The organism is Bradyrhizobium centrolobii (assembly GCF_001641635.1).
GTDB lineage: Bacteria > Pseudomonadota > Alphaproteobacteria > Rhizobiales > Xanthobacteraceae > Bradyrhizobium > Bradyrhizobium centrolobii.
This window is the reverse complement of sequence record NZ_LUUB01000054.1, coordinates 119,379-146,249: the sequence shown is the minus strand read 5'-3', so window position 1 is coordinate 146,249 and position 26,871 is coordinate 119,379. Positions and strand designations below refer to the sequence as shown.

At 63.5% G+C, this 26,871-nt stretch carries 27 protein-coding genes and 2 pseudogenes; 16 read left to right on the top strand and 13 right to left on the bottom strand.

The genetic code is table 11. From position 1 onward, the window contains the following. Positions 1-21 precede the first annotated feature (21 nt). The 3 genes from AYJ54_RS16470 (at position 22) to AYJ54_RS16460 (ending at position 2,548) form a co-directional block, all read left to right on the top strand. A complete protein-coding gene (locus tag AYJ54_RS16470) occupies positions 22-606 on the top strand; it encodes a TetR/AcrR family transcriptional regulator (protein ID WP_063700103.1) in 585 nt (194 codons plus the stop codon). A gap of 99 nt (positions 607-705) precedes the next feature. Then, entirely contained in the window at positions 706-1,296 is a 591-nt protein-coding gene (locus tag AYJ54_RS16465; RefSeq protein WP_063700101.1) for a hypothetical protein, read from the top strand. A gap of 235 nt (positions 1,297-1,531) precedes the next feature. Continuing rightward, on the top strand, positions 1,532-2,548 hold the full coding sequence (locus AYJ54_RS16460) for an alpha/beta hydrolase (protein ID WP_063700532.1): 1,017 nt from the start codon (positions 1,532-1,534) through the stop codon (positions 2,546-2,548). A 288-nt stretch (positions 2,549-2,836) separates the two neighbouring features. Here AYJ54_RS16460 and AYJ54_RS16455 read toward each other — a convergent pair whose 3' ends face one another. Further along, positions 2,837-3,376, bottom strand: coding sequence for a hypothetical protein (locus tag AYJ54_RS16455; RefSeq protein ID WP_063700530.1), 540 nt, complete (start codon positions 3,374-3,376; stop codon positions 2,837-2,839). Positions 3,377-3,830: 454 nt separating this feature from the next. Here AYJ54_RS16455 and AYJ54_RS52375 point away from each other — a divergent pair. Continuing rightward, a pseudogene (locus AYJ54_RS52375) lies at positions 3,831-3,958 on the top strand (DUF1254 domain-containing protein); the annotation flags it as partial. Positions 3,959-4,142: 184 nt separating this feature from the next. Further along, on the top strand, positions 4,143-4,904 hold the full coding sequence (locus AYJ54_RS47210; protein ID WP_082905679.1) for an IS5 family transposase: 762 nt from the start codon (positions 4,143-4,145) through the stop codon (positions 4,902-4,904). 79 nt (positions 4,905-4,983) lie between these two features. Here the strand turns inward: AYJ54_RS47210 and AYJ54_RS16445 are convergent, their stop codons facing one another. Then, a complete protein-coding gene (locus AYJ54_RS16445) occupies positions 4,984-5,445 on the bottom strand; it encodes a cupin domain-containing protein (RefSeq protein ID WP_063700526.1) in 462 nt (153 codons plus the stop codon). 111 nt (positions 5,446-5,556) lie between these two features. Further along, a complete protein-coding gene (locus AYJ54_RS16440; protein WP_063700100.1) occupies positions 5,557-6,531 on the bottom strand; it encodes a LysR family transcriptional regulator in 975 nt (324 codons plus the stop codon). Between the two features lie 86 nt (positions 6,532-6,617). On the opposite strand from AYJ54_RS16440, the gene AYJ54_RS16435 reads away from it, so the two are divergent. The 3 genes from AYJ54_RS16435 (at position 6,618) to AYJ54_RS16425 (ending at position 9,539) form a co-directional block, all read left to right on the top strand. Continuing rightward, positions 6,618-7,448 (top strand): class I SAM-dependent methyltransferase, encoded by an 831-nt coding sequence (locus AYJ54_RS16435; RefSeq protein WP_063700097.1) that lies wholly within the window; start codon positions 6,618-6,620, stop codon positions 7,446-7,448. Between the two features lie 13 nt (positions 7,449-7,461). Then, a complete protein-coding gene (locus AYJ54_RS16430) occupies positions 7,462-7,983 on the top strand; it encodes a hypothetical protein (protein WP_063700095.1) in 522 nt (173 codons plus the stop codon). 335 nt (positions 7,984-8,318) lie between these two features. Further along, on the top strand, positions 8,319-9,539 hold the full coding sequence (locus tag AYJ54_RS16425; RefSeq protein ID WP_063700093.1) for an MFS transporter: 1,221 nt from the start codon (positions 8,319-8,321) through the stop codon (positions 9,537-9,539). A gap of 124 nt (positions 9,540-9,663) precedes the next feature. Here the strand turns inward: AYJ54_RS16425 and AYJ54_RS16420 are convergent, their stop codons facing one another. From AYJ54_RS16420 to AYJ54_RS16405, 4 genes are all read right to left on the bottom strand, one after another. Then, positions 9,664-10,053: an ester cyclase gene (locus tag AYJ54_RS16420; protein WP_063700091.1), complete on the bottom strand. Its 390-nt coding sequence runs from the start codon at positions 10,051-10,053 to the stop codon at positions 9,664-9,666. A gap of 54 nt (positions 10,054-10,107) precedes the next feature. Continuing rightward, complete coding sequence (locus tag AYJ54_RS16415; RefSeq protein ID WP_063700089.1) at positions 10,108-10,980, bottom strand: bifunctional helix-turn-helix transcriptional regulator/GNAT family N-acetyltransferase; 873 nt, start codon at positions 10,978-10,980, stop codon at positions 10,108-10,110. A gap of 51 nt (positions 10,981-11,031) precedes the next feature. Continuing rightward, on the bottom strand, positions 11,032-11,451 hold the full coding sequence (locus AYJ54_RS16410; protein ID WP_082905689.1) for a cupin domain-containing protein: 420 nt from the start codon (positions 11,449-11,451) through the stop codon (positions 11,032-11,034). A gap of 88 nt (positions 11,452-11,539) precedes the next feature. Then, complete coding sequence (locus tag AYJ54_RS16405) at positions 11,540-11,941, bottom strand: Ohr family peroxiredoxin (RefSeq protein ID WP_063700087.1); 402 nt, start codon at positions 11,939-11,941, stop codon at positions 11,540-11,542. Between the two features lie 115 nt (positions 11,942-12,056). Between AYJ54_RS16405 and AYJ54_RS16400 the strand changes: the two genes are divergently transcribed. Next, positions 12,057-12,557 carry a MarR family winged helix-turn-helix transcriptional regulator gene (locus AYJ54_RS16400; RefSeq protein WP_201724201.1) on the top strand — a complete coding sequence of 167 codons (501 nt, stop codon included), beginning with the start codon at positions 12,057-12,059 and terminating at the stop codon, positions 12,555-12,557. Between the two features lie 58 nt (positions 12,558-12,615). Here the strand turns inward: AYJ54_RS16400 and AYJ54_RS47205 are convergent. The 4 genes and pseudogenes from AYJ54_RS47205 to AYJ54_RS16385 all read right to left on the bottom strand — a co-directional run. Further along, positions 12,616-12,921, bottom strand: a pseudogene (locus AYJ54_RS47205) (MmcQ/YjbR family DNA-binding protein); the annotation flags it as partial. 45 nt (positions 12,922-12,966) lie between these two features. Continuing rightward, entirely contained in the window at positions 12,967-14,010 is a 1,044-nt protein-coding gene (locus AYJ54_RS16395; protein WP_063700083.1) for a threonine aldolase family protein, read from the bottom strand. Beyond that, on the bottom strand, positions 14,010-15,260 hold the full coding sequence (locus AYJ54_RS16390) for a dicarboxylate/amino acid:cation symporter (RefSeq protein WP_063700081.1): 1,251 nt from the start codon (positions 15,258-15,260) through the stop codon (positions 14,010-14,012). The genes AYJ54_RS16395 and AYJ54_RS16390 overlap by 1 nt, the downstream gene beginning before the upstream one ends. Then, entirely contained in the window at positions 15,257-15,940 is a 684-nt protein-coding gene (locus AYJ54_RS16385) for a GntR family transcriptional regulator (RefSeq protein ID WP_245329034.1), read from the bottom strand. Before AYJ54_RS16385 ends, AYJ54_RS16390 begins: the two co-directional genes overlap by 4 nt. A gap of 153 nt (positions 15,941-16,093) precedes the next feature. Here AYJ54_RS16385 and AYJ54_RS16380 point away from each other — a divergent pair, with 153 nt between their 5' ends. After that, positions 16,094-16,729 carry a PadR family transcriptional regulator gene (locus tag AYJ54_RS16380; protein WP_063700077.1) on the top strand — a complete coding sequence of 212 codons (636 nt, stop codon included), beginning with the start codon at positions 16,094-16,096 and terminating at the stop codon, positions 16,727-16,729. 33 nt (positions 16,730-16,762) lie between these two features. Continuing rightward, on the top strand, positions 16,763-17,407 hold the full coding sequence (locus AYJ54_RS16375) for an O-methyltransferase (RefSeq protein ID WP_063700075.1): 645 nt from the start codon (positions 16,763-16,765) through the stop codon (positions 17,405-17,407). 6 nt (positions 17,408-17,413) lie between these two features. Here AYJ54_RS16375 and AYJ54_RS16370 read toward each other — a convergent pair whose 3' ends face one another. Beyond that, on the bottom strand, positions 17,414-17,998 hold the full coding sequence (locus AYJ54_RS16370; protein ID WP_063700073.1) for an isochorismatase family protein: 585 nt from the start codon (positions 17,996-17,998) through the stop codon (positions 17,414-17,416). A 12-nt stretch (positions 17,999-18,010) separates the two neighbouring features. Beyond that, entirely contained in the window at positions 18,011-19,081 is a 1,071-nt protein-coding gene (locus tag AYJ54_RS16365; RefSeq protein ID WP_063700071.1) for an alkene reductase, read from the bottom strand. Positions 19,082-19,180: 99 nt separating this feature from the next. Here AYJ54_RS16365 and AYJ54_RS16360 point away from each other — a divergent pair, with 99 nt between their 5' ends. The 5 genes from AYJ54_RS16360 to AYJ54_RS16335 all read left to right on the top strand — a co-directional run bounded on the left by AYJ54_RS16360 (position 19,181) and on the right by AYJ54_RS16335 (position 26,636). Then, complete coding sequence (locus AYJ54_RS16360) at positions 19,181-20,059, top strand: LysR family transcriptional regulator (RefSeq protein ID WP_063700069.1); 879 nt, start codon at positions 19,181-19,183, stop codon at positions 20,057-20,059. 1,048 nt (positions 20,060-21,107) lie between these two features. Further along, positions 21,108-22,445: an ABC transporter substrate-binding protein gene (locus AYJ54_RS16355; protein WP_063700067.1), complete on the top strand. Its 1,338-nt coding sequence runs from the start codon at positions 21,108-21,110 to the stop codon at positions 22,443-22,445. Between the two features lie 595 nt (positions 22,446-23,040). After that, positions 23,041-23,448: a hypothetical protein gene (locus AYJ54_RS16350; protein WP_063700065.1), complete on the top strand. Its 408-nt coding sequence runs from the start codon at positions 23,041-23,043 to the stop codon at positions 23,446-23,448. 397 nt (positions 23,449-23,845) lie between these two features. Further along, complete coding sequence (locus AYJ54_RS16345; RefSeq protein ID WP_161491867.1) at positions 23,846-24,346, top strand: lipocalin-like domain-containing protein; 501 nt, start codon at positions 23,846-23,848, stop codon at positions 24,344-24,346. Between the two features lie 634 nt (positions 24,347-24,980). Next, positions 24,981-26,636 (top strand): acetolactate synthase large subunit, encoded by a 1,656-nt coding sequence (locus tag AYJ54_RS16335; protein WP_063700059.1) that lies wholly within the window; start codon positions 24,981-24,983, stop codon positions 26,634-26,636. The last annotated feature ends 235 nt before the right edge of the window (positions 26,637-26,871 follow it).

Here is a 26,871-nt window from a genome sequence, read left to right as displayed (position 1 = left end):
CTGGAAGGTAGTTAGTCCGCCATGACCAACATTTCCTCGACTGCCGACGACATTCTGGCATGCGCACGCACATTGATCATCGCGGGCGGCTATAACGGCTTCAGCTACGCCGACGTTGCCGAAGTCGTCGGCATACGCAAGCCGAGCATCCACCACCATTTCGCCAGCAAGGTCGATCTGGTCCGCACCCTCGTGTCGCGATATCGGGAGGAAGCGGAGGCGGGACTGGCGGCACTCGAGCGCAATATCCCGGACCCCCGCGAACAGCTCAAAAGCTACGTCGGGTACTGGGAGGCGTGCATCTCGGACGCGACGGCTCCCTTCTGCGTCTGTGCGCTGCTTGCCAGCGAGCTTCCGATCTTGCCGGAGGAAGTGGCGCTTGAAGTCCGCGCGCACTTCCGCTCGCTCGCGTCCTGGCTGACGTCGGTGATGGAGCGTGGCAAGCGGAAGGGGCGGCTAAAACTCTCCTGCACGCCGCGGATCGAGGCTGAAGGATTCATGGCGACCATTCACGGCGCGATGCTGTCGGCGCGCGCCTATGGCGATCCCAAAATATTCGGTGTGATCATCGAGCCGCTTCTGGATCGGCTGTCCACCAAGCACTGAAAAACATCGGCCAGACGATTACGACACCCCGCAGGCAGGCCGGGGTGAAAGCAGTCTCGTTGTGAAGACTACCAACTAGTAGGTAAAGGAGGCAGTGCAGTGGCGCATTATCAATTGGATCTCGTTCTTGCCGATCGCGAGCGGTGGCTGAAGCAATACTACTTCATCCGGGCGGCGTTCTCCGTCGCCTGGGTCGTTGCTGCATTTGCTGTCGGGTCATCGTCTCCGGTGATCGCCGGCGCCTTGCTCGTCCTCTATCCCGCATGGGACGCCACGGCCAACTTCGTGGACGCGTTGCGCAGCGGCGGCTTGAATCAAAATCGCACGCAGGCTCTGAACGTCCTGGTCAGCCTTGCGACCACTGTCGCGGTCCTTCTTGCCTTGCAGATGAGCATGAACCGGGTGCTCGGAGTCTTCGGTGCCTGGGCGATCCTGTCCGGATTGCTCCAACTCGGAACGGCAATCCGGCGCTGGAGGAGTTTTGGCGCGCAGTGGGCCATGGTGCTCAGCGGTGGCCAGTCAGCGCTCGCAGGCGGCTTCTTCATCGTTCAAGCCACGATGCCCGCGGCTCCGTCGATCGCGAACGTCACAGGCTATGCTGCGGTCGGCGCGATCTACTTCCTGGTCTCGGCGGTATGGCTGACCGTGAGCGAATGGCGTCAGCGCGCCAAGTGGGCTCAGTTAGGCTGATGCGATCGTGTTGGCGGGATCATGACATGATGCCGGTGTTTTGCCCGACGAGTCAAATCGTGGCTTGGCATCGTAATTTGCTCGCATCGTAAGTCATTGATCCCGCAGGGGCGGCTACTGTGCATTGGGTTGTTTTCGACATTTTTGCTGGAAGCTGCGTCCGAATTTGCTCTGCATCGGCGCGTGGCCTAACAATGCGAGCAACAACAAGCATCGACAGCGGAGGAAAAACTTCATGCGCACTATCGCGATCGCCCTGGCAGCGACGATCACTGCGGCAACGCCGGCCGCGGCCGACTATCTGGTCAAGGAGGTCGGCAGCTTCCATGTCGGCGGACACACGGAAACGCTGAGCGGGCTGCCCTCGAAGGAGATCGTGTTCTCGCCCGGCGCGCCGCCGATCAAGGTCGATCCGAACGGCGAGTTCGAGGTCGAGCAGATGTACGTCCAGTTCGTCAAGCAGGCAGCGCCGAAGTCGAAATTGCCGCTGCTGCTCTGGCATGGCGGCGGGCTTTCGGGCGTGACGTGGGAGACCAAGCCCGACGGCAAGCCGGGCTGGCAGCAGTTCTTCCTCAATGCGGGCTATGACGTCTACGTCTCGGATGCGGTCGAACGCGGCCGCGCCTCCTGGGCGCGCTATCCGGAGATATTCAAGAGCGAGCCGTTCTTCCGGCCCAAGAAAGAGGCCTGGGAGCTGTTCCGCATCGGGCCCAGCTATGAAGTCGGCGGCAAACGCGAAGCATTCGACGGGGAGCAGTTTCCGGTCGAGGCGTTCGACAAGTTCGCCAAGCAGGGCATTCCGCGCTGGGCGACCAACGATGCGGCCACGCAGAAGGCCTACGACGCCCTGGTGCAGAAGGTGTGCCCGTGCATCATCCTGGTCCACAGCCAGGGCGGTAATTTCGGCTTCACGGCCGCGCTCAATGCGCCCGACAAGGTGAAGGCGCTGATCGCCATCGAGCCGTCGGGCGCGCCGGATCCCGCGAAGGCCGACGCAACCCGACTCAAGGGCGTGCCGCATCTGATCGTGTGGGGCGATTTCATCGACCGCGTCCCGGTCTGGTCGAAGCTCGTCGTCAATCCGACCAAATGGGGGCAGGCGATCGCCGCTGCGGGCGGCAAGGTCGATACCTTCGAGCTGCCCAGGATGGGGATCAGGGGCAACACCCACATGTTGATGATGGACCGCAACTCGGACGACATCGCCAGGCTGATCAACGACTGGATCGGTGTGCAGGGACTGGCGAACTAGGACGCGTACTCATAAATCTTCGTCGATGTCCGGTTCGCCCCGACACCGACCGCCTTTGTGCAACCGCAGCAAATGTCGCGATGGGCCAATTCCGGACCCATGCGCCGCAACATTAGTCGAAACATTCGACCACCTCATCAGCAGCGGCACCGAAGGCATATCGAGGCCCAGCGCCCCGGCCGTGCCGTGCTGAGATTGTGCACTCGCCGTGCCCGCGAGCGTATCGGTTTTGAATGCCGACACGCCCGCAAGGACAAGGACGAAGCGCGCCTCATCCGATGAAGCCGATCACTTGATCTCCCACGCGGTGTTATGCGGGATATCCATTGCGGTATAATCGCCTGGGCCAGCGAGAGCCGGCATCGCTATGCATGCAAATGGCTCGGTGCCTGTTATGCCTTTGTACTTGCCGGTGCCGCCGGTAATAATATGCGTGCCGCACTTCATGTCTGGCTGCGTTTTGTCGACGTCGCGCGTATCAAACGTCGAGAAGATTTTGTCACCGTCGCTGTCGGCCAGCACGCAAGCGCCATCGATGTATTTCTTATCGCCTGATGCGACGCTCAGCGCTGCGCAACGTGCCGACATCTTGTCGAGCATCTTTTCTCCCTTCATATTTTGCGTGGTCCCGACGGCTTCCAGGTTGGTGGCAGTGCCAAGTCCCGGGATGTCAATGCTCATGATCGGGCGAAAAATGAAGTGTGTCACGTAAGGTGTTGTCCCCTTCTTTTCTGTCATTTGTTCTCCCGCAGCTGCAGGCACAGCGGCCACAAGGGCTGCGCATAAAAGAGCCGTTTCCAGGACTGGACTCATTTTGACGCGGGTCATTGGCACCTCCTGCCGAGCGGCGGTCTTCAAGCCACGACGGCCGCAATTTGCAGAGGCTACTTCATGCACGACGCGCACGGCTCGAACCCGTTCTATTGCCAGGAACAAGCGCAGCTTTTTTGAGTGAGATGACTTCGGCCATAGCTATGCTCCGTACGCCGTGCCGTGGCGGATGCATGTGCAGCTGGCTTGAGGCAGGGAGCATATCGCATAAGGGGTCCGCAATAAACATGCAGCCCCCGAGGTAATACGCCGCACATCGGCAGCCGTAGAGGCAGCGTTTCGGGTCGACCGCCGGGACTTTTGCGAGCGAGACTTTTGCGAAAAAGGGTCACGCCGTCCTGCAGCCGGCCCGACTCCGCGATTCACACGAGTTCAGCTTTATCGCGTTACCTGCAGCGTTGTCGCGATCGGCCACCTGCAGACGTGACCGCTCCAAAGAGATCGCGTGACGGAAGCCAACTGGCTACCCGCTCCGAAAGGCCGGATCTATCTGGTCATGCGGCTATACTGGCCGAAGACCACGCCAACTCGATCCTGCCAGCGGGCGCAGGGACATGGCAGTCAACTGTTGTGAACCGCGCCATTGCCGGCCGACAGAAACGGGACGCAATGTCGCCTTGGGGTCATTTTGGACGGATTCATCAGGGATTGTCGGGAGGTTGATGTCCGCTTCTGCCCGTAAGCGCCGAACCGGGGCCGAGCCAGAAGCGTTGCGTTTGGCCGGACTCCCGTGATTCAAACTCCCAAACTGGGGGCTCAAATCATGCGCTACGAACTCGCCGACTATGAATGGACTGCCATAAGGCCGATGCTGCCGAACAAGCCGCGTGGCGTTCCTCGGGTGAACGACCGACGTGTCCTCAATGGCATCTTCTGGGTCCTCCGATCAGGAGCACCCTGGCGTGATCTACCAGCGGCGTTTGGCCCATACACCACTTGCTACAACCGGTTGGTCCGCTGGCGACGGGTCGGTGTCTGGGGCCGCATCATAGACGCACTTGCCGCTGCCAATGATGCCGCTGTCCAGATGATCGACACCTCCATTGTCCGCGTGCATCAGCACGGATCCCGCATCACAAGGAACCAGCGCCAATCGATGGGAAGGTCCCGCGGCGGCTTGACGAGCAAAATCCATGCGGTGGTCGATAGCAATGGTCTGCCGGTGCGGCTGGCGCTGAGCCCCGGTGCGGCCCATGACGTTCGACTTGCCGGACAACTGCTGTCTCGTCTGAAATCCGGGTCAATGCTGCTTGCCGACCGTGGCTATGACGCGGACTGGATCAGGGAGCTTGCCATGAAGAAGGGCGCGTGGGCCAACATCCCGCCGAAAAGCAACCGCAGCGATCCGATCTGCTTCAGCCCCTATCTCTACCGCGCTCGCAACCGGGTCGAGCGGTTCTTCAACAGGATCAAACAATGTCGTCGGGTGGCGACGCGCTATGATAGGCTTGCTGCCAACTACCTTGCCTTCGTTCAACTCGCGTCAATCAGGCTATGGCTGCGCCTTAATGAGTCCGCATCCTAGTCGAGCCTAGGCGCGGCTGTGCAAAATCCGTCGGACGGATCCGCCTCTTTGCGAGACCTGTCGCGACCGCAAGCGTGCATCAGCCGTCCGCATACGGCGTGCCGTCCTTGTGCACGAACCGGCCGTCGGACGCCGGGCTCATCATGTCGATGTCGGAGCAGGTGATGAGGTCGTCGGGCGAGCGTGAGCCGACTTCGAGATAGACTGCAGTCGTATCCGACCTGTTGATCATGTGATGGCCGTTGCCGCTGCCTTTCGGGAAGGCGGCGCAATCGCCGGCGCGCAGCACGGTCTCGCCGTCGTCCTCGATGAGCGTCAGTTCGCCCTCCAGCACATAGACGAACTCGTCTTCGTGCGAATGCCAGTGGCGCTGGCTCGACCAGTTGCCTGGCGGCAGGCGCATGAGGTTGATACCGAAGTCTGTCAGTCCGCCGGCATTGCCGAGCCGTTTGCGAATGCGCTCGGCGCAAGGGGCGTTGAAGGGCGCCGGATAGCCGGAGCCTTTGCGGGCCGGCACGGCAGCGATGTCGATTTTTGGCATGGTGTTGTCCCGGAGATTCACCGTCCGAGCTTATGCGGGGTGTCCGGGGTGCAACAAGAGCCGGCCCCGCGGAACCATGCGCAGAGCTCTCGTCCCGCGCAGGGTCGATCATCAACGGCTCTTTACGCGATCAGCCTTGCGTGATCCCCGAGTGCTCATCGCGCCGCGCGGTGCATCGGCGCCGCGATATCTGACGTGCTCGATGAAGGCGCGCAGTTTTGGCAAGACCTGACGTTTCCCGGGATAGTACAGAAAGACGCCTGGCCCGGTGACGGCAAAGGGGGTCAACAGTGCCTGCAACCGGCCATCTGCAATCGGGGCCCTCGCGAGCGGACCGGGCACCTGCGCAAGTCCGACGCCCTGGATCGCCGCGCCGACGAGCGTGGAATAGTCGTGCGCGATGAGCGGCCCTGACACGACGGCCTCGACGGACTTGTTGCCGTCGACGAAAGGCCAGTGCGCGATCGATCCGTTGGCGCGACGCAGGCGCAGGCAGGCGTGCTGGCGAAGATCGTCGATGCGCTGCGGCCGCTTCCGCCCGTGCAAGTAATCGGGGCTGCCGACGACCATGAACGGGAACGGCTGCGTCAGCCGCACCGCGATCATGTCCGGCGCGATGAGCTGGCCGAGACGGATTCCGGCATCGAAGCCGCCCGCGGCGAGATCCACCATCTCCTCGCTTGCCGCGATCTCCACCTCGATCTCGGGATAGGCCCGGCAGAACGCGGCGATCACCGGCTCGAGGATCAGCGGCACGACAGATCGGGGAACGGCGAGGCGGAGCAACCCAGCCGGGCGCTGGCCGAGGTCGCGCGCGGCCTCGCTCGCGGCGACGAGCTCCTCGAAGGCGGGTTTTGCGCGCGACAGGAACCGTTCGCCGGCTTCGGTCAATCCAACACTGCGCGTCGTGCGGGCGAACAGCGCCGCACCGACGCGCTCCTCGAGCGTGCGTACCGCCTGGCTCATCGCCGACGGGGTCACGGCGAGCTCGGCGGCCGCGCGACGAAAATTGCGATGCTTGGCAACGGCGAGGAAGGCCTCCACGCCGTCGAGCGGGCTCTGCCTGATTGTGAAGTCGTGCTTCATAGCCCGTCGACATTATCGTGGATAGTCGCTTGGCGGAAGCGGCTGTATTTCTGCCGCGAGAAGTCGAGCTTTCACGGAGTCCTGCAATGACCGATGTCCTTGATGGCGTGCGCGACCACTATGCGGCGAGTGGCCTGACCGAGCGGCTGAAGGCGGCGCTTGCTGCGCTCGGGCCGGAGGATCAACCGCTCGCCCCCCAGCAACTGGCAGCCCTCGACCAGTTCCACACCCGCGGCCTTGCGGCGACCGCCGACCTTGCGAAGCACGCTGGAATTGCGGCCGACATGTCGGTTCTCGACGTTGGTGCGGGTGTCGGCGGCCCGGCGCGTTTTCTCGCGACGACCTACGGCTGCCGAGTGATCGGCGTCGATCTGAGCGATCCGTTTGTCCATGCCGCGCGCTACCTGACCGCGCGCACAGGTCAAAGCGGGCGCGTATCGTTTGAGACGGCAAGCGCGATGGAGCTGCCGTTCGACGACGGCCGGTTCGACGTCGCGTGGCTCCAGCACGTGGCCATGAATGTCCCGGACCGGGGGCGGCTCTATCGCGAGATCCGCCGTGTGCTGAAGATCGGCGGCCGCTTTGCGACCTTCGACGTCGTAATGGGGGGCGGCGAGCCGCTCTATCCGGTGCCGTGGGCGCGCACGCCGGCGACGAGTTTCCTCTTGTCCGCTGCCGCCACGCGCGAGGCGATCGAGGCAGCCGGCTTCCGCATGCTCGTCTGGCAGGACGACACCGAAGCCGCCAAGGCCTGGATCGCCCAGCTACGCGCGTCCGGGCCGCCGCCTTCGCCAAATCTCGGTGTGGTTATGGGGCCGCAGTTCGCCCAGCTCTCCGCCAACCTCGGGCGAAACCTCCTGGAAGGCCGTCTCGGCATCCTGACCGCGGTGTTCGAGGCCGCGCCAATTCAGGCTTGAGAGGGAGCGCAAAATGTCACCGGCAACCATTTTCCAGATTCATCTCGTGCTTGGTTACGTGCCATGGCTGCTCTGCTTCAGCACGTATGGGTGGCCTTGGCTCAAGTCGATCGACCGCATCGAGGCACAACGCGCCATCGCGGCTCTGCACAGCTTCCGCTTCTTCGGGCTGGTCTTCCTGGTTCCCGGTGTGGTCGGTCACGATCTGCCCGCCGGTTTCGCCAGCACGGCCGCCTATGCGGACTTCGCAACCGGACTTTTGGCCATGCTTGCGTTCGTCACGGTGCGACTGCCCGCACTGTTCTGGCCGCTCGTCGTTGCGTTCAATCTCGTCGGGGCAGGCGATATCCTCGTCGACTACTATCACGGCAATCAGCTTGGCCTGGCGCCGCTGGCGGGGGAGTTGGGCGCCGTCTACGCGATCCCGATCATCTACGTGCCGCTGCTGATGATCACGCACGTGGCTGCGTTCTACATGCTGGCCTATCCTCGCGATCGGCAGGCGTCTGGGGCGAGATTGAGTTCGGCTGGATGATGACATCGTGCCGGTGTTTTGCCCGACGTGTCAAATCGCATGCTGACATGGTCGGGCAAGGCGCCGGCAGCCACCGGCTACTTTGCATGGGGTTGTTTTCGATATTTTTGTTGTGGAGCATAAAGCGCTCAAGTCGGACCTAATTTCAGCCGCAAGCCTGGGCGTCGATCCAGCAACGAAATTCGCTTCATGAGAAATTCGGAATATCGTACAGAGGTTTCGCCGGAGCCCCGCGGAACCCGCCCTCAAAAAAACGTCGTGTCCGGTCATTGCCGATGTCGGCCCCCGCCGTTCCCATTCGTCTTCCACCCAGACAGACCTGACGGGAGACCAAAATGACCCCTTCCATCTATCGCTGGGTGATCGTCGTGGCGGGCGGCTTGCTTGGCTGTGTCGCAATCGGCGGCATGTTTTCGCTGCCGGTGTTCTTGCAGCCGATCGCCAGGGATACCGGCTGGTCGGTGACCGGAATCTCCAGCGCGATGACGATCGGCTTTCTGGCGATGGCCTTCACCAGCATGGCCTGGGGCACGGCGACGGATCGGTTCGGGCCGCTGCCGGTGGTGCTGACGGGATCGACGGTGCTGGCATTGAGCCTGTTCGGCGCGAGCCATGCGACCTCGCTCATCGCGTTCCAGTTCGTCTTCGGCCTTCTGGTCGGCGCCTCCTGCGCGGCGATCTTCGCGCCGATGATGGCGACCGTCACCGGCTGGTTCGACACCCATCGCAGCCTCGCTGTGTCGCTGGTGTCGGCCGGTATGGGCATGGCGCCGATGACGATGTCGCCGCTCGCGGCCTGGCTCGTCTCCAACCACGACTGGCGCACCTCGATGCAGATCGTGGCGCTGGTGGTCGGCGCCATCATGATCCCGGTTTCGCTGCTGGTGCGCCGTCCGCCCGCGCTCGCGCATGCGCCGGCCGCGCCGTCGGACGGCGGCGCGCCGCAGGCGGAGATGTCGATGGGCGAGGCGTTGCGCTCGCCGCAATTCCTCATCCTGCTCGCGACCAATTTCTTCTGCTGCGCCACCCATTCCGGCCCGATCATCCACACCGTCAGCTATGCCGTGAGCTGCGGCATCCCGCTGATCGCGGCGGTGACGATCTACAGCGTCGAGGGTTTTGCGGGCATGGGCGGCCGCATCGCCTTCGGCCTCATGGGCGATCGCTTCGGCGCCAAGCGCGTACTGGTCTCGGGCCTCTTGTTGCAGGCGTTCGGCGCGCTCGCCTACGTCTTCGCGCGTCAGCTCACGACATTCTACGCGGTCGGGGCCATCTTCGGCTTCATCTATGCCGGCACCATGCCGCTCTATGCGGTGCTCGCGCGCGAGAACTTTCCGCTGCGGATGATGGGCACGGTGATCGGCGGCACGGCGATGGCCGGCAGCCTTGGCATGGCGACCGGCCCGCTCGCCGGCGGCCTGATCTACGATGCCTTCTCGAGTTACGCGTGGCTCTATATCGGCTCGTGGGCGATGGGCCTCGGCGCGTTCCTGATGGCGATGACGTTCCGCCCCTTTGCCAAGCCGCAAGCCGAAGCGGCGCCGGCAACCGCGTGAGGGAGGATGCCGTCATTCCGGGGCGATGCGGAGCATCGAACCCGGAATCTCGCGTCACAACTTCTGGATTCCGGGTTCGCGCTGTCGCGCGTCCCGGAATCACGAGTCTAAGCGCCAATGCGAGCTACCCAAGCCGGGCCTCGATTGCGGCCTTGTCGATAACCGACCAGACCTGCCAAATCTTTCCATCGCGGAACTCGTAGAACACGTTCTCGCAGAAGGAGACGCGCCTGCCGTTCACATCGAGCCCCAGAAACTTACCAACTGGCGTGCAATCGAATTTCAGCCGGCAGGCGATACGCGGCGGATCGGATATCAGCAGCGCGATGTTGAAATTGAGGTCCGGGATCTCGCGAAAATCCCGCTCCAGCATCGCGCGATAGCCGGGCAGCCCGAGCCCCCTCGCGTTGTGGACGACGTCATCATGCACGAACCGTCCGAGCGCCGGCCAATCCTGCCGGTTCAGGCAGGCGATGTAGTCGCGGTAAATGTCGGCGAGATCGGACTTCGTCATGGCAAAACTCCTGCGCCTCCGATCATAACGCGGGAAGAGGGGGTTCGGCCTTGCTCACAGCCGCTTTTCGAAAAACAGATCGGGGTAGGGGTCGTCGTTGAAGCGCGGGATCTCGCTCCAGCCGGTCCTGCGGTAGAGCTGGCCGGCTTCCGGCAGCGCGCTGTTGGTGTCGAGCCGCAACAGCTTGATGCCGAGCTCGCGCGCGGCCGTTTCCGTCGCATGCATCAGGCGCCGGCCGAGGCCCAGCCCGCGCGCTGCGGGCGCAACCCACAGACGCTTGATCTCCGCGTAGCCGTGATCCGTTCCCTTCAGCCCGACACAGCCGATCGGCAGCGTATCCGACATCGCGACGATGAACGTTCCCCGTGGGCGGCGCATATCGGCTGCATCGGGATCGCGCGACAGCGTGACATCAAAGCCCTGTTTGAAGCGGCGGCCGAGCTCGGCGTAGTACTCGCCGAGGCAGTAGCGTGCCTCGGCGCTGCGCGGATCCATCTCGTCGAGCGAGATGCGGTCGCGTGTCAGCGCAGAGGCGATCAGGTCCATTGCCGCCAGCAGCGCCTCGGCTTGCGAATGGCGGTCGAGGAAGCCTTCGGCCTGTGCGTTCGAGAGCGCCTCGTAGGCGGCAAACTCGCGCCGGCCCGCGCGCGTCAGCTTCGCGACACGGCGGCGCGCATCGTCCTCGTGCGCCGTGGTCTCGATCAGCCCTTCGTCCTCGAGGCTGCGGAGCAGCCGGCTCATCAGGCCGGAATCGAGGCCGAGATAGTCGCGGATCTCGGCGACATCCGAGCGGCCATGCCCGATCGCGTTCAGTACGCGCGCCGCCCCGAGCGGCCGGCCGCGCCCGAGGAACGAGGTGTCGAGCGCGCCGACGGCGGAGGTGACGGCACGGTTGAAGCGGCGGACGCGGGAGACGGGGTCGAGCATATATCTGACTTTAGTCAGATATCGTGTGGAGGTCAATCGGGCGGGGAGGCCTCACTTCGCCAGCGTCAAGAGCGGCTCGTCCTTCGCGACGATATAGGTCGCAAGCTCGCTCGCCGTCTCGTTGCCGACATTCTTCGCCGCATGCACCGTTCCGGCCGGAATGAACAGCACGTCGCCGGCCTTCAGCGTCACCGGCGGTTTGCCCTCGACGTCGTATTCGATGGCACCTGCGAGCACATAGATGATCTCTTCGCCCGGATGGGTGTGGCGGCTGAATGCGACGCCAGGGGCGAGGTCGACGCGAACCTGGACCGCCTCGCGTCCGGGCACGCTGAGATCGTGGCGCTGCAGGTCGGTCCGCGTCACGCCCGCGGCTTGCGCGTGCGCGGCCGCCGACAGGGTGACAAGGTTTATCGTGATCACGGCGGCGCTCGCCAGCACGCGCGCGGCCCGCAAAAGATAATTGCTCATTGTCGGCTCCTTGTGTCGGCCGGTTGGCTGCATCGCGCCGGACCGGGCCGATGGTCCGGCCAGTCCGCGTCAGTGATGCTGTTGCGCGTCAGACGAGGGTGGTGGTCACCTCGATGTTGCCGTGCACCGCCTTGGAGTAGGGGCAGATGCCGTGCGCGGCCTCGATCAACTCCTGCGCGACGGCGCGGTCGACGCCGGGGACGCTCACATCGAGACGCGCGCGCAGGAAGAACGCGCCGCCCGCATTGTTCAGATCGATCGCGGTGTCGACGGACGGCTCAGTCGGCAGCTTGATCTTGCGCTGGGCGGCGGCGAGGCCGATCGCGCCGAGATAGCAGGCCGACCAGGCGGCGGCGAACAGGTTTTCGGCGGCCGGGTGCGGCTGGGCCAGCTTGATGTCGAGCTGGCCGTCGGCCGAGCGCGCGGCGCCGTCGGAGCCGGAGGTGACGTGGGCCTTGCCCGAGAAGAGAACCTTTGCTGCGGTTGTCATGACGGGGTCCTTTCAGGATCGAGTTATATCGTATACGATCTAATCGTGTGCGCGTTGAAGTAAATGGCGCCGACACCTCGGTCAAGCCCTTCCGATTTAATCGCATGCGATTTATATGGGCGCGAGATCACGAATTGCGGAGGTTCCCGTGTCCCGTCCCGCCAAATCCGCCAAACCGGACCGCAAACTGTCGAATTTCCTGTGCTTTGCGATCTATTCGGCCAATCTGGCCTTCGGCCGCGCCTACAAGCCGATCCTGGACACGGTCGGACTGACCTACACCCAGTACATCGCCCTGGTGGCGCTCGCCGAAGAGGACGGGCAGACCGTCAGCGCGCTCGGCGAAAAGCTGTTCCTGGAATCCAACACGCTGACGCCGATCCTGAAGAAGCTGGAGCAGACGGGCTACATCCGCCGCGAACGCGATCCCGCCGACGAACGGCAGGTGCGGGTGAGCCTCACGCCCGCAGGGAGAAAGCTGCTCGACAAGGATCTCGGCGAATCCCTGATCGAGGCCACCGGCCTCGGCGAAGACTTTCCGGTCGTGCAGAAGTCGGTGAGTCGGCTGCGCGACAATCTCTTGCGCAACACCAAGCCCGGCGAGAAGAAGCCGTGATACGTGGCGCGGCTGAGCGCACGGTCAGATCAGCCCGAGCTCCTTGCGGACCTTCTTCGATCAGCGCATGCGCCTGGTCGAGATAGGCCGCGAGCTCGGGGTCGGGCAGGGCGTCGTTGCCGACCAGCTGCACCCATTTGGCGCGCGCGAGATAAGGCGCCGGCCGCGCGATGCCATGCTCGATCAGCATCGCATAGGCCATGTTCGAGACCTTGAACATGTAGCCGCCCGAGCGCGCGGCAAAGCCGCCGCCCAGCGCGAACATCTTGCCGCCGACCTTGAACACGGACGTGCCCTCCCACTGCACCACCTTGGTGACGGCGGGCAGGCGCAGGCAGCGGGCTTCAAAGCGTCTCGGAGTCATGGCCCGAGCGATACCACGCCGCATGTGGCTTGCAACGCCGCGCGACTAGCCGCCGACCGCCGCGAAAGCGGCAATCGTGCGGTCCACCGCGGCGTCATCGATGTGGCGATGGGTGACGAGCCGGAGCTGCATGCGGCCGCTCGCCTGCACGAGAATGCCGTGTTGCTTGACGTCCGCGGCCCATGCGGCTGCGTCGTTCCGGCTCGCGGAGACGTCGATGCGCAGGATGTTGGTCTGCGCCTGGTCGGGATCGGCGAGCGCGGGATCGAGCCACGCCAGGCCGGCGGCGAGCCGCTTCGCCGCCGCATGATCCTCGGACAGGCGTTCGATCATGGTCTCCAGGGCCACGAGGCCAGCGGCGGCGACGACGCCGGACTGGCGCATGTTGCCGCCGACGAGCTTTCGGAAGCCGCGCGCCCGCGCGATGAAGGCTTCGCTTCCGCAGAGCAGGCTGCCGACCGGCGCGCTCAACCCCTTTGACAGGCAGAACATGACGCTGTCGGTGTGTTCGGCGATCCGCGCCGTCGGCACGCCGAGCGCGACGGACGCATTGAACAGGCGCGCGCCGTCGAGATGCACGGCGATGCCCTTCGCCTGCCCGAGCGCATGGACGCGCGCCATGTGGGCGAGGGGCAGCACCGTGCCGCCGGCACCATTATGCGTCGTCTCCATCGCGATCATGCCGGGCCGGCCCGAGGCGCGGATCGCCTCTGCGAGCGTCGCTTCGTCCATCGCGCCGCGGTGGCTCGGCATGGGTTTGGGCACGAGCCCCGCGATCGTGACGACGCTGCCGATCTCGGAATTGAGGAGATGCGCGCAGCCATCGGCGAAGATATCCGTGCCGCGCTCGGCATGGGCGAGCATCGCCAGCAGATTGCCCATCGTGCCGCTCGGCACGAACAGGCCAGCCTCCTTGCCCGTCAGCGCGGCGCCGCGGGCCTCGAGCTCGCGGACCGTCGGATCGCCCTCGCGGCCGTCGTCGCCGAGCGGCGCGCACTGCATGCGCTCCAGCATCGCCTCGGTCGGAAGCGTGACGGTGTCGCTGCGCAGGTCGACGATGTCGTCGCAGTTGCTCTCTTGCGCAGACATCAGGCGTCCTGCACTTGCAGGCCCGCCGTCGCCGGCTGCGCCTCATCCGCCACTACGTCGCCGGCAAACCGCTCGACCAGCTTCACGGCAACGGTGTTGCCGAACACGTTGATCGCGGTGCGGCCCATGTCGAGGAAGGCGTCGACACCGGCGATGATCGCGAGCGCCTCGATCGGCAGCCCGATCGCCGACAGCACCATGGCGATGGCGACGAGTCCGCCGGAGGGAACATTGGCGCTACCCTTGCTCGCGATGGTCGTGACCATCACGATGGTGAACAGCGTCGACCAGGTCAGCGTCACGCCATAGGCCTCCGCAAGGAAGGTCACGGCGAGCGCGAAATACATGATGGCGCCGTCGCGGTTGAAGGCATAGCCGAGCGGCAGCACCACCGAGACGATGCGCTCGGAAGCGCCCATCGCCCGCAGCTTCTCCATGTGCAGCGGCAGCGTCACCTCCGAGGAGCGGGTGGAGAAGGCCAGGATCATCGGCTCCATCACCGCTCTGCTGACGGCGATCGGTTTCTCACCGATCGCGAGCAGCATCAGCCAGAAGATCACGACCATGATCGCAAGGCCGAGATACATGACGCCGACAAGCTTTGCGAGCGCGACCACGGTGGCGAGCCCCTGAGTGGCGAACAGCCACGCCATCACCGCGAAGATTGCGATCGGCGCGAGTGACGTGATCCACCGGGTGATCTTGAACATCGCCGCCATCACCGCTTCGAGCACGGCGACCATGGGCTCGCCGACCTTGCCGCTAGAGGCCAGCGCGAGGCCGAACAGGATGGCGAAGACGAGCGTCGGCAAAATCTTCTGCTCGGCCATCGCCGCGACGATGTTGGAGGGGATCATGTCCATGAAGAACTTGATCCAGTCGACGGACACTGCGAGGTTCTGCGGCACCTTGCCGGTCGCGGCCAGCGGCGCGCCGGCGCCGGGATGGAACGCGGCGTTGAGGAGCAGGCCGATCATGATCGAGATCACGGTCGCGACATAGAAATAGCCGAGGCTGATTGCGGCGATGCGGCCCAGAATTTTCAGCTCGCTGCCCATACGGTAGAGGCCGAGCGTGACCGCGGCGAACACGACCGGGATGACGATCATCTTCACTGCCTCGACGAAGGCGGTGCCGATGGGACGCAGGCTCGCGCCGAAGTCCGGCCAGATCAGTCCGACGCCGAGGCCGAGGACGAGGCCGATCAGCATCTGGAACACGAGCGGCAATCTGAACAGCGGTCCGATCATGCGTGATGGTCTCCTTGTCCTGGATATTGCGTGCGGATGGCACCGAGCGCGGTGAGGCGCGCTTCGAATGCGGATGAGAGATGCCGCCACATGCGCTGCTGCGCGGCATTGGGATCGTTGGCGTCGACGGCTGCGTAGATATCGAGATGCTCGCTGACGGCCTGGCGCGTGCGCTCGACGCTGTATTGCCGCATCTTCTGCAGGGCGAGGCCGCTCTGCGCGCGCAGGTTGTCGTAGGCCTGCGCCAGCCGGCCATTGCCGGTCGCGCGAAAGAGTTCGTCGTGGAAGGCCCAGCCGACCTGCTGCGCTTCCTCGATATCGAGCGTCGCACCGGACTGGATCCTGCGCAGCTCCTCAGCAACGTTTCGCAGCGGCTCGGTCGGTCCGCGTGCCGCGGCGAGATAGGCCGCCATGCCTTCGAGCGCGAGCCGCAACTCGTGGATCTCGCGCAGGTCGTCGAATGACATCTGCCGCACGAACGTGCCGCGCATCGGATGGATGGTGAGCAGGCCGTCCTTGGCGAGCGCCTTCAGCGCCTCGCGGATCGGTGTGCGCCCGAGCGCCAGCCGGGTCGACAGGCTGCGTTCGGACAGCGGCTCGTCGGGCGCGAACTCGCCGGAGATGACGAGGTCGCGGAGCAGGGAGTAGGCGCGGTCGCGGTCCAGGGAGGTCGTGGACATAGCTGACATACCAGCGGTATGTCAGAGGTGTGTCAAGCCCGTGCGCTGATTTCGCTGGTGAAACGGGCCTCGGCGGACAATCACGGACTTGTGCCTTGTATTCCATATCTCAAAACCTATCTTACGATATATCTAACAACGGAGACATAGGATATGTTTCGTGACAAGCACCACAATAGACATGGTCGAGATGACCAGGAGCTCCGCTTCGCCTTTGCCATGGGCCGCCACGGCGGCCGGCATCGCTTTGGCCGCGGTGGGCATGGCTTCTTCGGGCGCGGCCCTGGCGGCGACTTTCCCGGCGCGCGGCGGCTATCCTCGCAGGACCTCCAGCTCGTCATCCTGGCGCTGCTCGCCGAAAATCCGGCGCACGGCTACGAACTGATCAAGACCATCGAGGAGCGCTCCGATGGCTTCTACACGCCGAGCCCGGGCGTGATTTATCCGGCTCTGACCTATCTCGAAGAGGTCGCGCACGCGCAAGTCGAGCAGGATGCCGGACGCAAGCGCTACAGCATCACGGCGCAGGGCGAGGCGTATCTCGCCGAGCACCGCACCACGGCGGATGCGATCCTTCAGGCGCTGTTGCGGATCGGGGGCCGCATGGAAGAAGTGCGCGAGGCCTTTGCCGGCGTCACCGATCTTGATGCGGATGCGTCCGACGAGTTGCACCGCGCCCGCCATGGCCTCAAGCGCGCGCTGCGCAGCAAGCACGGCTGCGACGCCGCCGAGGCACGCCGCATCGCCGGCATCCTGGACCGCGCCGCCGCAGAGATCCTGCGCTCGTAACGTCGATCCCGAAACCTTCAGGGAAGCACCATCATGGACCTTCAATCGCATAGCCCGATCCAGGATCCGCGCGTCAACGCCGTCATTGCGCGCATGCAGGCGGCACGGCAGCGTCCGCCCGGCGGCGGGCCGCGCGGCTCCTTCGGCAGCCGCGACCCTCACGCCTATGCAGAACAGGGCTTCTCGATCCATCCCGAGCAGGGCGAGCTGATCTATCTGCTCTGCCGCGGCCTGCGTGCCAGGCGCGTCGCCGAATTCGCCACCTCGGTCGGCATGTCGACGCTCTATTTCGCGGCGGCAATCCGCGACAATGGCGGCGGCACCGTGATCGGCTCGGAGATCGTTCCGGCCAAGGTCGAGACCGCCAGGCGCAATCTCGCCGAGGCCGGGCTTTCCGACTATGCCGAGATCCGCGAGGGCGATGCACGGAAAACGCTGCGCGATCTCGGCGGGCCCGTCGATTTCATCCTGATCGACGGCTGGCCGCGCGAAGAAAGTCCTTCGCTCGCGCGCGAGGTGATCGAGATCGTCGCGCCGCAGCTGCGCGTCGGCGGCTACGTCATGAACGACAACGCCGAGCCCGATTACCTCGCCTTCATCCGCGACCCCAAGAACGGCTTCGTCTCGATGACGCTGCCGCTCAAGGGCGGCACGGAGCTGTCGCTGAAGGTGGGGTGAGGGGCGTCAGGCCTGTAACGTCTCCATCACGACCTGGACCACCTGGCTGCCTTCCGGCGTGGTCCAGTTGCCGACGAGTTCGGCGACCATTTGGTTGGTGCCGGTGAGAGTGATGCCGCCACGCTCCATCCGGCGCAAGGCCATGTCGTCGCCGATCTTGCTCGGCGAGCCGCCGGCGTCGGCGACGACCTGCACGTCAAGACCTTCGCGGGCGAGGGCGAGTGCCGGAAACACCGTACAGACGTCATTGGTAACGCCGGCGATGATCAATTTCTTGCGTCCGGTCGCCCTGACCGCGGCGGCGAAATTCGTATCGTCCATGGCGTTGACGATGCCGATGCGTTTGACGCGCGCCGCGAACGCCTCCGGTAGGATCTCGGCAAGCTCGCTGAGGAGTGGGCCCTGCGCGTGCCCTTCCATGCTTGAGGTCAGGACAACGGGCAGCTTGTAGATGCTGGCGACCTTGGCGAGCATCAGCGCGTTGCGCTTCATCTCCTCGAACGGGATCGACCTGACCCAGCTCATGGTGCCGACCTGATGGTCGATCAGCAGCATCGCGGCGTTATCGGCGGTGAACTTTTCGTAGGCCATTGCGGTCTTCCCCTAAGCGTTTTCGGTGGCGCGCAGGGGTGGGTAATCTGTATAGCCGCGCGCTCCAGGACTGTAGAAAGTCGATTTGTCGGGTGCGTTGAGCGACGCGTCCTCCCAGAAGCGGTCCACCAGGTCTGGGTTGGCAAGGAAGGCGCTGCCGAACACCGCCGCGTCGGCGCGCCGGCTCTCCAGCGCCGCCTCGGCCGCGGCCTTGTCGAGACCGCCGCCGAGCAGGTAGGCACCCGCAAAGCGCGGCCGCAGCAGCGCGTGGTAGTCGACCTTGGCGCCGAACAGAGCGACGTGCAGATAGGCGAGATTGAAGCCGCGCAACTGGTCGACGAGATAGGCGTAGGTCTCCTGCGGCGTAGCGTCGACGATGTCGTTGAAGCCCATCTCGGGCGAGACCTTGATGCCGACGCGGTCGCCGCCTGCCTCAGCCGTCATCGCCTCCAGGACCTCCAGCACGAAGCGCGCGCGTTTCTTCACCGAGCCGCCATAGGCGTCGTCGCGGTGGTTGCTGCCGGACGAAAGAAACTGCTCGGGCAAATAGCCGGTCGCGCCATGCAGTTCGACGCCGTCGAAGCCGGCCGCCAGCGCGCGGCGCGTCGCCCGCCCGTAGCCTGCGATGACGTCCGCGATCTCGCCCGCACCCAGTGCGCGTGGTGTGACGAAGTCCTTCAGTCCCTCGTTGGTCCAGGCCCGACCGGCAGCCTTGATTGCGGAGGGCGCGACGGGGAGTTCGCCGCCAGGCTGCATCGATGGATGTGAAATGCGGCCGCAATGCATGAGCTGCATGAAGATGCGGCCGCCGTTCCCATGCACGGCGTCGGTGATGCGCTTCCACGCGGACAGTTGCGCATCAGTCTCGATCCCGGGCGTACGCACATAGCCCTTGCCCGTCGCTGTCGGGAAGACGCCCTCGCTGATGATCAATCCGGCGCCGGCGCGTTGCGCATAATAGGTCGCAACGAGATCGCCGGGAACACCCGCATCGTCGGCGCGGGAGCGGGTCATCGGCGCCATGACGACACGGTTGCGGAGCGTGTAGCGGCCGATGCCGACCGGGGTGAATAGCGGGCTCATAAGTATGCTCTCCAGTTGTGGAGTGCATTGTGGCTACGATCAAAAATGGGATAAAGGTATCATAGTTGAATTGAGTGATCCATTATTGGAGCAATCGGGATGGAGTACCTCAATGACATGGCCTTGTTCGTGGAGGTGGCGAAGGCCAGGAGTTTTCGCCGGGCCGCCGAGGCGATCGGCGTGCCGAACTCGACGCTGTCGCGCCGGATCGGCGCGCTGGAGAAGGCGATCGGGTTGCGGCTCCTCAACCGCACGACACGAAAGATCGAGCTGACGGAGGCCGGGCAACTCTATTTCGAACGATCGATGCGCATCGTCGAAGAGGCGCGTCTCGCCCATGAGCAGCTTGGCGAGATGGTGGCGCGGCCAAGCGGGGTACTGCGTGTCTCGCTGCCGGTGGATTTCGCCGCTATCTACTTGACGCCGCTGTTAGCTGAATTTGCCCGGCGCTATCCGGGCATCAGCTTCGAATTGGACCTCACTCCGCGACGGGTCGATCTCGTGGCCGAGCCGTTCGATGTGGCGATCCGAATGGGCGAACTCTCCGATTCCGGCCTGATCGCGCGCCAACTCGCTCGCGTGCCGCGTTACCTCTATGCCTCGCCGGGTTACCTCAAGCATGCCGGGGAGCCGAGAGAACCTGCCGATCTCATCCGTCACCAGTGCTTGTGCATGCCGAGGGCAGGGTCCTGGACGCTGCAGTCCGGGGCGAAGAAGATCGATGTCGCCGTGAAGGGCCGCTTCACGCTCAACAGCGTTGGCATGATCTGCCGTCTGGCGATCCACGACCAGGGCATTGCGCTATTGTCGGAGGCTATCGCATCCGATGATCTGGCGCGTGGCCGGCTGCGCCGCGTGCTGCCAAAGTGGGAGGCATCGCCAGTCTCCGTCTACGCCATCACGGCAACGCGGCTGTTGCCGACTAAGACGCAGCGGTTCATCGAGTTCCTTCAGGCACGCTTGGGGCGGGCATCCTGACGTCCGGCAAAACAGCCGCTCCATCCCGGCTACAAGTCCTTGTGTTGCCCGACGGGCAAAACACGCGAGCGCTGGGTCAACTCGCTGGCGCAAAGATATTCCACTTTGCCGAATTTCGGAATTGTCGTATATTTGCCTCACTCCGGCCCAAGGAAGAGGGGCGTATCGCGATCGTCACGACACGCGGGCCGGGCGGCGGTGGACGCCGGCAGCATCGGCGCGAATGGCTTCGCAGGGCGGGCAACCGTGAGCGAAGGCCGCGCGCACACGACCGGTGCGGCTCGCGTACGGCAAAATCGTGTGGTCCTGGCGCCCGGAGTCTGTGCGTCAAGTCTTGCGGTGATATTGCGGCCCCACTGTAGCGCGCAATTTCAAATGTCACCTCGCGCAGGTTCAAATGTCACCCCCCTCAAGGGACGATTTTGAAGTCGCCTGGAACCGGCCTTGAACCGGCCCTTCCTAGGACGTCTCAAATTCGCCGCGTCCGCTTTGCCCCCGGAAGGCGACGTTGAAGCCAAGATGGCCGCATGTCGGCCTTGGGCCAGGAAGAGACATCGCGCGCGTGACTTGACAGTAAGCGGTCGCGCGTAACGATCGCCCTCGAAGTAGAAGCCCACGGGATCGCCAGGGTGCTTGCTCCGCTCATCCTTCGGAGTGCGAAGGCAGCTGCCGAGAAACGAGCAAAAGCTGAAGGAGCTGTTCGAAGCAACCGGGCAGAGCCGACATGCTCTGCCCGTCTGTCATGGCAGATTCGGGCCACGAGCGGAGGCACTGCATTTGGGCAACAAGACTTTCGCCTCTGAAAAGGACCAGATGAAAGCGTGGTGGGCGTTAGGACAGCGTGACTGCCGGATTGCATCGCTTGCGGTGATGCAAGGCGACGATGCAGAGTGGCCGCAAGTGAGATAACTTGCAGTTTTAGCAACCAATTCTGTCTTGGTACGCGACGCAAATCGCTACGGGTTTGCTCTTCCTTTTTAGCGCGGCGCCAGAGGAGGCCAGAACGAGCAAAAATAAACCAGCAAATGGATCAGCAGGGAGGTAGCAGATGTCACAAAATCTGTCTCGACGACAATTCGTAGCGGCCACGGCCGCCACATCCGTGGCAGTTGTCGCTGCGCCTTATGTGCGCGGTGCCTACGCGGCTGGCAAACTGACGATCGGCTTCTGGGATCACTGGGTGCCCGGAGCGAACAAGACCTCGACCGATCTCGTCAATGAATGGGCGCAAAAGGAGAAAGTCGAAGTTCAGATCGACTACATCACCAGCCAGGGCAACAAACTGCTTCTGACGATGCCCACCGAAGCGCAAGCGAAATCCGGCCACGACATCCTGGCGTCCGCGACGTGGCAGCCGCACGCGTATGCCGAACTGCTTGAGCCGGTCAACGACATCATGGAGCCGATCATCAAACGGAACGGCGACGTCAACGAGACGGTCAAATTTCTTGGCCAGGCCGATGGCAACTGGCTCGCCGTTCCCGCCTGCAGCGGTAGCCAAATCAAAGGTCCCTGCTCGCGTATCGACCTGATGAAGAAATATGCCAATATCGATGTGCAGCAGATGTATCCTGCGGGCTCGCCTCCCAAGGCCGAGAACTGGACGCTGGACACCTTCTTGAAGGCGGCGGAAGCTTGCCAAAAAGGCGGCTACGCATTCGGCATCGGTCTCGGCGAGACCACCGATAGCGTGGATACGGCCGGCACCATCTTCCAGTCATTCGGAGCTGAGCTCGTCGACGCAAAGGGGAATCTCACCGTCAAGACCGACGCGGTGCGACAGGCGCTCGAATTTTACAAGAAGCTCATCGCCTTCCTGCCGCCCGATGTGCCGTCCTGGGATGACGCCTCCAACAACAAATGGCTGATTTCCGGCAGGGGCGCGATGATCATGAATCCGCCGAGCGCCTGGGCGGTGGCCAAGCGTGATGCGCCGGACGTTGCCGCGCAATGCTGGACTCACGGCTTCCCATCCGGGCCGAAGGGCCGGTTTGCTCCCTACCTCCCCTTCTTCTGGAGCGTTTGGAATTTCTCGAAGAACAAGGAAGCCGCAAAGAGCCTGCTGACGTATCTCTCAACGCCTGAATCGATTGAAAAGCTCGTGAACGCGAGTGGCGGCTTTGATCTGCCGGCCTACGAGAAAATGACAACGTTGAAGGCATGGGCTGAGGCCGAGCCGCCGAAAGGCACGCTCTATCACTATCCGAACCCGTACAAGCACCAGACTCTGTCGATCGCGGCTTTTCCTGCGCCGCCAAAGATCGCGCAGCAGATTTACGTACACGCAACGCTGACCAAGATGTGCCTGCGTTATTACCAGGGCGAGACGATGGAAAACACGCTCGCATGGGCCGAAGGCGAGTGCGAAGGCTTCATGCGGAGCTGAAGGCACCCCGAGGTCCATCTAGCGGATCGGAAGTGGCCAGACACGCTGCCTCGTGCACGTCCTTTGACAACTCGGCGATGGCTGTCCAAAGTTCTGCGATGATAACGATATCATACACCCAACTTCGGCTTCGGGTCATTTTCGACCGAGTCTGCGGGCTGCGCCTGCCAGTTGATGTCCGCTTCGCTCCCAAGGCAACGTAATTACTGCGCGGCAGCGAAAGGGCCAAATCCGGACATTCCAGGGAGCCGCAGTCGTCAGCAATCGGGTGTGGCAGCGCACTTACTGCCGGGGCCGGTCAGTGACGCTGACTTGCCATATCGGCTGGCCGGCAGTGAACCTGCCAACACCGTGGTCCGGTCTTCCAAGGTGAGACATTGTGCGTCACCTGTTTCTCCGGCACGTCAGATAGAATGCAGTTGCCGTGGAAGCGGGACGTGCCGAGATTGCCGTTCGAGGACAGGACTAATGCCATCGGCAGGCACGCACTCTCAAGAGACCGACGCTTTTTTTCGGTTCGCACCAGAATTCACATTCCATGAAATGCGCGCGCCGCTTCTGCGGCGGGTCGCTGCCGTAACCTCAGGAGAAAACGATGAACAAGATCGATCGAAGGTCAGCGTTGGGAATCGGATTGGCAGCGGCCTCGGCGGCCTTCGTGAAGCCCGCCGCCGCTCAGACGACGGGCTACAAGGATGAGACGCCGTGGCCAGGTGTCGTGGTGCGCGCTTATGATGGCGAGACCCCATCCATCATCCCCGGTTTTAAGACCGTCTCGATGCGCGATGTCATCATGCAACCGGGATCGAAGACCATGGGTCCCCCGATGATGAATGCCATGGTCTGCCATATCATTGAAGGGGAGATGCGGCTTGACCAGGACGGAAAGACCTTTACGGCGAAGAAGAACTTTGTCTGGACCTGCAACAAAGACACAAAAGAGCAGGCGTACAATGACGGGAGCGTGGTCGCAATTATGAGGATCACGGACCTGAAGGCTTAAGGCTCGCTTCTTCGCAAGAGACTGATTGCAGGTGCGGATGGCGTACTCGACGAGGTGCCAGCCGCGCGGCTACCACAGGTGCGCGGCCAGCAAATCGCGTCGGCTCCACATCCGAAAGGAGATCTCAGTAAGGCCGGCAGGATTCGTCGCGATGGGCCAGGGCCGGAACTGCCCATACCCTCCACATAAGCCGTAAACTGGTGTAAGTTGTAAGAAGTTGGTCTTTGAAGCAGGAAATGCCGAGGTCTCCGCTCGCGAGACCAGGCCAACATGCCTTCATTGCCGACATTCTTTTATTGCCAGCGCGAGCGGTGCCCACAGTTCACACGACTCGCTCATTTCCATGGAGGCAATAATTCACGCGTCGCGGCGCTTTCAACCGAATTGGGAGGTTACCGTGAAACGCACTCTGATCTCAGCAGTAGCTCTTGTTTTCCTTCTGACGTTGGCCCAACCGGTCGCAGGCGAGGATTTGGGATCCTCGATTGTCGGTACGTGGAAGCTGACAAGCTTTGCTCGCAAGGAAGTGGCGACGGGCAAGACCGCCGCTACGTTCGGCGAGCACCCGCTGGGTTACGCCTACTACACGAAGGGTGGCCGCTTTCTTATCTTCGCGGTGTCACAAGACCGTAAAAAGAACGAGAAGGCCGACCCCACGGACGCGGAACGTGTCGAACTTTTCAAGAGTATGTTTGCGTGGGGCGGTAATTATAAGACCGAAGGCAACAAGGTCATCTACAACGTCGATATCGCCTGGGTCCAGTCATGGATCGGCACCACCCGGACGTATCAAGTGGAGACGGCGGGCAACAAGTTGACGGTGACAACACCGTCATTCAAAAGCACTGTAGATGGCCAAGACATCGTAGTTGTCACCACTTACGAGCGGACCGAGTAGCTTCCCGTCGATCGCTTACGGCTGCATCAATGTCTGCTGTGGCGGAGCCAATTTCCGTCACGAGAGTCCGCTGCGGGTCAAAAGCAGCCGGCGACGACCAAGCGGGCAACTTCCGTTTTACCCCCGGAAGCCGACGTTATCAGTACATGCCCTAGGCCCCGACCTCGACCCCCAGGGCGGCGGCGATGGCCGTCATCCGGGGGGCGCCCAGGACCGACACCAGCGCCGACCAGCCGGCGCGGAAGCGGTCATTGCTGATAGCCATTGGATCCCGCTGTGCGAGAAACGACCACCAGAGCAGCGCGCGGCCGGCGTCAGCGTAAACGCGTTGCAGCGCGTCCGGGACACGAGAGTGACGATCGCTGTCGACCACACTCCGTCAGTGCGAGCGCAGCGAAGCAATCCAGACGTCACCGCGGAGGGATTCTGGGTTGCTTCGCTGCGCTCGCAATGACGGTGTTTGTTGAGATAGTGTGCATACTATCTCCCCGATGTCGTCCCGGCCTTCGCCGGGACGACCATATTGAGAGAGTAGCGCCAACCGCGCCGCATTGTGAGTTGTGCCGGAGCCAAGGACCGCTACCATGCGCTCTCCCGTGGAACACGGGAGACAGCAGAACATGCGGGAGGCGACATGAGCGAGCAGGCACGCAAGGTGAAGGGATCGGATCTGCTTGTCGCGGCGCTGGAGAATGAGGGCGTCGACCGCATCTTCGGCGTTCCCGGCGAGGAAAATCTCGACCTGGTGGAATCGCTGCGCAACTCCCGGATCGAACTGGTCCTGACCCGCCACGAGCAGGCCGCAGCCTTCATGGCCGCAACTCATGGGCGGCTGACCGGCAAGCCGGGGGTTTGCCTGTCGACACTCGGCCCGGGCGCGCTCAACCTGTCCACCGGTGCGGCCTATGCGCATCTCGGCGCGATGCCGATGATCCTGATCACCGGCCAGAAGGCGATCATGAGCAGCCGGCAGGCGCGCTTCCAGATCGTTGACGTCGTCGCGACGATGAAGCCGCTGACGAAACTAGCCCGCCAGATCGTCAGCGCCTCCAGCATCCCGACGGTGGTGCGTGATGCCTTCCGCGCAGCGATGGAGGAGCGGCCGGGGCCTGTGCATCTCGAACTGCCCGAGGACGTCGCCGGCGAGGAGGTGGCGTCCGTCCCGGTGATCCCGGTTCATCCGATCGAAATCCCCGTCGCCCATCGCGCCGCGCTCGACCGCGCCGCCGAGATGATCTTGGCCGCGAAGCGTCCGCTGGTGATGATGGGGGCCGCGACCAGCCGGCCGCGGTCGACACATGGGATTGCGACTTTCGTGCGCCGGACCGGCATGCCGTTCTTCACCACGCAGATGGGAAAGGGCACTGTGCCCGGCGGCACCAATCTCTATATGGGCACCGCGGCGCTGTCCGAGCGCGACTACGTCCATGACGCGATCGATGCAGCCGATCTGATCGTGGCGATCGGTCACGATCCCGTCGAGAAGCCGCCCTTCATCATGGGGCCTTCCGGCCCGAAGGTCATTCACGTCAGCTACACGCCGGCGAGTGTCGAGCAGGTCTATTTTCCCGACGCGGAGGTCGTCGGCGACGTCGGCCCGAGTCTCGAGCTTTTGGCCGACCGCGTCGAAGGCAAGCTGCCGCAGGCAGCAGCGCTGTTGCCGTTGCGTGAAGGAATTCTCAATCACATCGCCGATCGCGCCACCGAGGCGCGCTGGCCGCCGACGCCGCAGCGCATCGTGCACGACATCAGGCAGGTGATGCCCGAGAACGGCATCGTCGCGCTCGACAACGGCATGTACAAGATCTGGTTCGCACGCAACTACCGCACCCGCGTCGCCAACACGCTATTGCTCGACAATGCGCTGGCGACGATGGGCGCCGGTCTGCCGTCGGCGATGATGGCGGCGATGCTCTATCCCGACCGCCGCGTGCTCGCGGTCGCCGGCGACGGCGGCTTCATGATGAACAGCCAGGAGATGGAGACGGCCGTCCGTCTCAAGCTCAACCTTGTCGTTCTGGTGCTCGAAGACAACGCCTACGGCATGATCCGCTGGAAGCAGGCCGTCGATCACTTTGCGGATTTCGGCATGACCTTTGGCAATCCCGATTTCTCCCTGTACGCCAAGGCTTATGGCGCGAAAGGACATCGGATCGAGAGTATCGACAGCTTCGTGCCGACGCTCGATGCCGCGTTCAAGGAGGGCGGCGTGCACCTGATCTCGATCCCGATCGACTATTCCGAGAACGTGCGGGTGCTGGTCGACGAGTTGCGGGCGCGGGACAGGTAGGGGCGATGGCCCTTCGGAGGCGGTGAATGTGCGCGGCATCATGGTTCGAGACGCGCCGTGCCCGGTGCTCCTCGCCATGAGGGTCAAGGATCCGGCCGCGAAAACAGGACCTCATCCTGAGGAGGCCGCTGCAAGCGGGCGTCTCGAAGGATGTGCCGCAAGGGGGACTGTAACCGGACGTTTCAATTGCGGCCGTGTCTGATTTTGGTGCACGGGGATACCAGCCATTCCTTGA

Bases quoted from the DNA above. Each gene is read 5' to 3' on its own strand.
- AYJ54_RS16470 (WP_063700103.1), top strand. From the start codon at position 22: ATGACCAACATTTCCTCGACTGCCGACGACATTCTGGCATGCGCACGC.
- AYJ54_RS16460 (WP_063700532.1), top strand. From the start codon at position 1,532: ATGCGCACTATCGCGATCGCCCTGGCAGCGACGATCACTGCGGCAACG.
- AYJ54_RS16455 (WP_063700530.1), bottom strand. From the start codon at position 3,376: ATGACCCGCGTCAAAATGAGTCCAGTCCTGGAAACGGCTCTTTTATGC.
- AYJ54_RS47210 (WP_082905679.1), top strand. From the start codon at position 4,143: ATGCGCTACGAACTCGCCGACTATGAATGGACTGCCATAAGGCCGATG.
- AYJ54_RS16445 (WP_063700526.1), bottom strand. From the start codon at position 5,445: ATGCCAAAAATCGACATCGCTGCCGTGCCGGCCCGCAAAGGCTCCGGC.
- AYJ54_RS16440 (WP_063700100.1), bottom strand. From the start codon at position 6,531: ATGAAGCACGACTTCACAATCAGGCAGAGCCCGCTCGACGGCGTGGAG.
- AYJ54_RS16435 (WP_063700097.1), top strand. From the start codon at position 6,618: ATGACCGATGTCCTTGATGGCGTGCGCGACCACTATGCGGCGAGTGGC.
- AYJ54_RS16430 (WP_063700095.1), top strand. From the start codon at position 7,462: ATGTCACCGGCAACCATTTTCCAGATTCATCTCGTGCTTGGTTACGTG.
- AYJ54_RS16425 (WP_063700093.1), top strand. From the start codon at position 8,319: ATGACCCCTTCCATCTATCGCTGGGTGATCGTCGTGGCGGGCGGCTTG.
- AYJ54_RS16420 (WP_063700091.1), bottom strand. From the start codon at position 10,053: ATGACGAAGTCCGATCTCGCCGACATTTACCGCGACTACATCGCCTGC.
- AYJ54_RS16415 (WP_063700089.1), bottom strand. From the start codon at position 10,980: ATGCTCGACCCCGTCTCCCGCGTCCGCCGCTTCAACCGTGCCGTCACC.
- AYJ54_RS16410 (WP_082905689.1), bottom strand. From the start codon at position 11,451: ATGAGCAATTATCTTTTGCGGGCCGCGCGCGTGCTGGCGAGCGCCGCC.
- AYJ54_RS16405 (WP_063700087.1), bottom strand. From the start codon at position 11,941: ATGACAACCGCAGCAAAGGTTCTCTTCTCGGGCAAGGCCCACGTCACC.
- AYJ54_RS16400 (WP_201724201.1), top strand. From the start codon at position 12,057: ATGGGCGCGAGATCACGAATTGCGGAGGTTCCCGTGTCCCGTCCCGCC.
- AYJ54_RS16395 (WP_063700083.1), bottom strand. From the start codon at position 14,010: ATGTCTGCGCAAGAGAGCAACTGCGACGACATCGTCGACCTGCGCAGC.
- AYJ54_RS16390 (WP_063700081.1), bottom strand. From the start codon at position 15,260: ATGATCGGACCGCTGTTCAGATTGCCGCTCGTGTTCCAGATGCTGATC.
- AYJ54_RS16385 (WP_245329034.1), bottom strand. From the start codon at position 15,940: ATGTCCACGACCTCCCTGGACCGCGACCGCGCCTACTCCCTGCTCCGC.
- AYJ54_RS16380 (WP_063700077.1), top strand. From the start codon at position 16,094: ATGTTTCGTGACAAGCACCACAATAGACATGGTCGAGATGACCAGGAG.
- AYJ54_RS16375 (WP_063700075.1), top strand. From the start codon at position 16,763: ATGGACCTTCAATCGCATAGCCCGATCCAGGATCCGCGCGTCAACGCC.
- AYJ54_RS16370 (WP_063700073.1), bottom strand. From the start codon at position 17,998: ATGGCCTACGAAAAGTTCACCGCCGATAACGCCGCGATGCTGCTGATC.
- AYJ54_RS16365 (WP_063700071.1), bottom strand. From the start codon at position 19,081: ATGAGCCCGCTATTCACCCCGGTCGGCATCGGCCGCTACACGCTCCGC.
- AYJ54_RS16360 (WP_063700069.1), top strand. From the start codon at position 19,181: ATGGAGTACCTCAATGACATGGCCTTGTTCGTGGAGGTGGCGAAGGCC.
- AYJ54_RS16355 (WP_063700067.1), top strand. From the start codon at position 21,108: ATGTCACAAAATCTGTCTCGACGACAATTCGTAGCGGCCACGGCCGCC.
- AYJ54_RS16350 (WP_063700065.1), top strand. From the start codon at position 23,041: ATGAACAAGATCGATCGAAGGTCAGCGTTGGGAATCGGATTGGCAGCG.
- AYJ54_RS16335 (WP_063700059.1), top strand. From the start codon at position 24,981: ATGAGCGAGCAGGCACGCAAGGTGAAGGGATCGGATCTGCTTGTCGCG.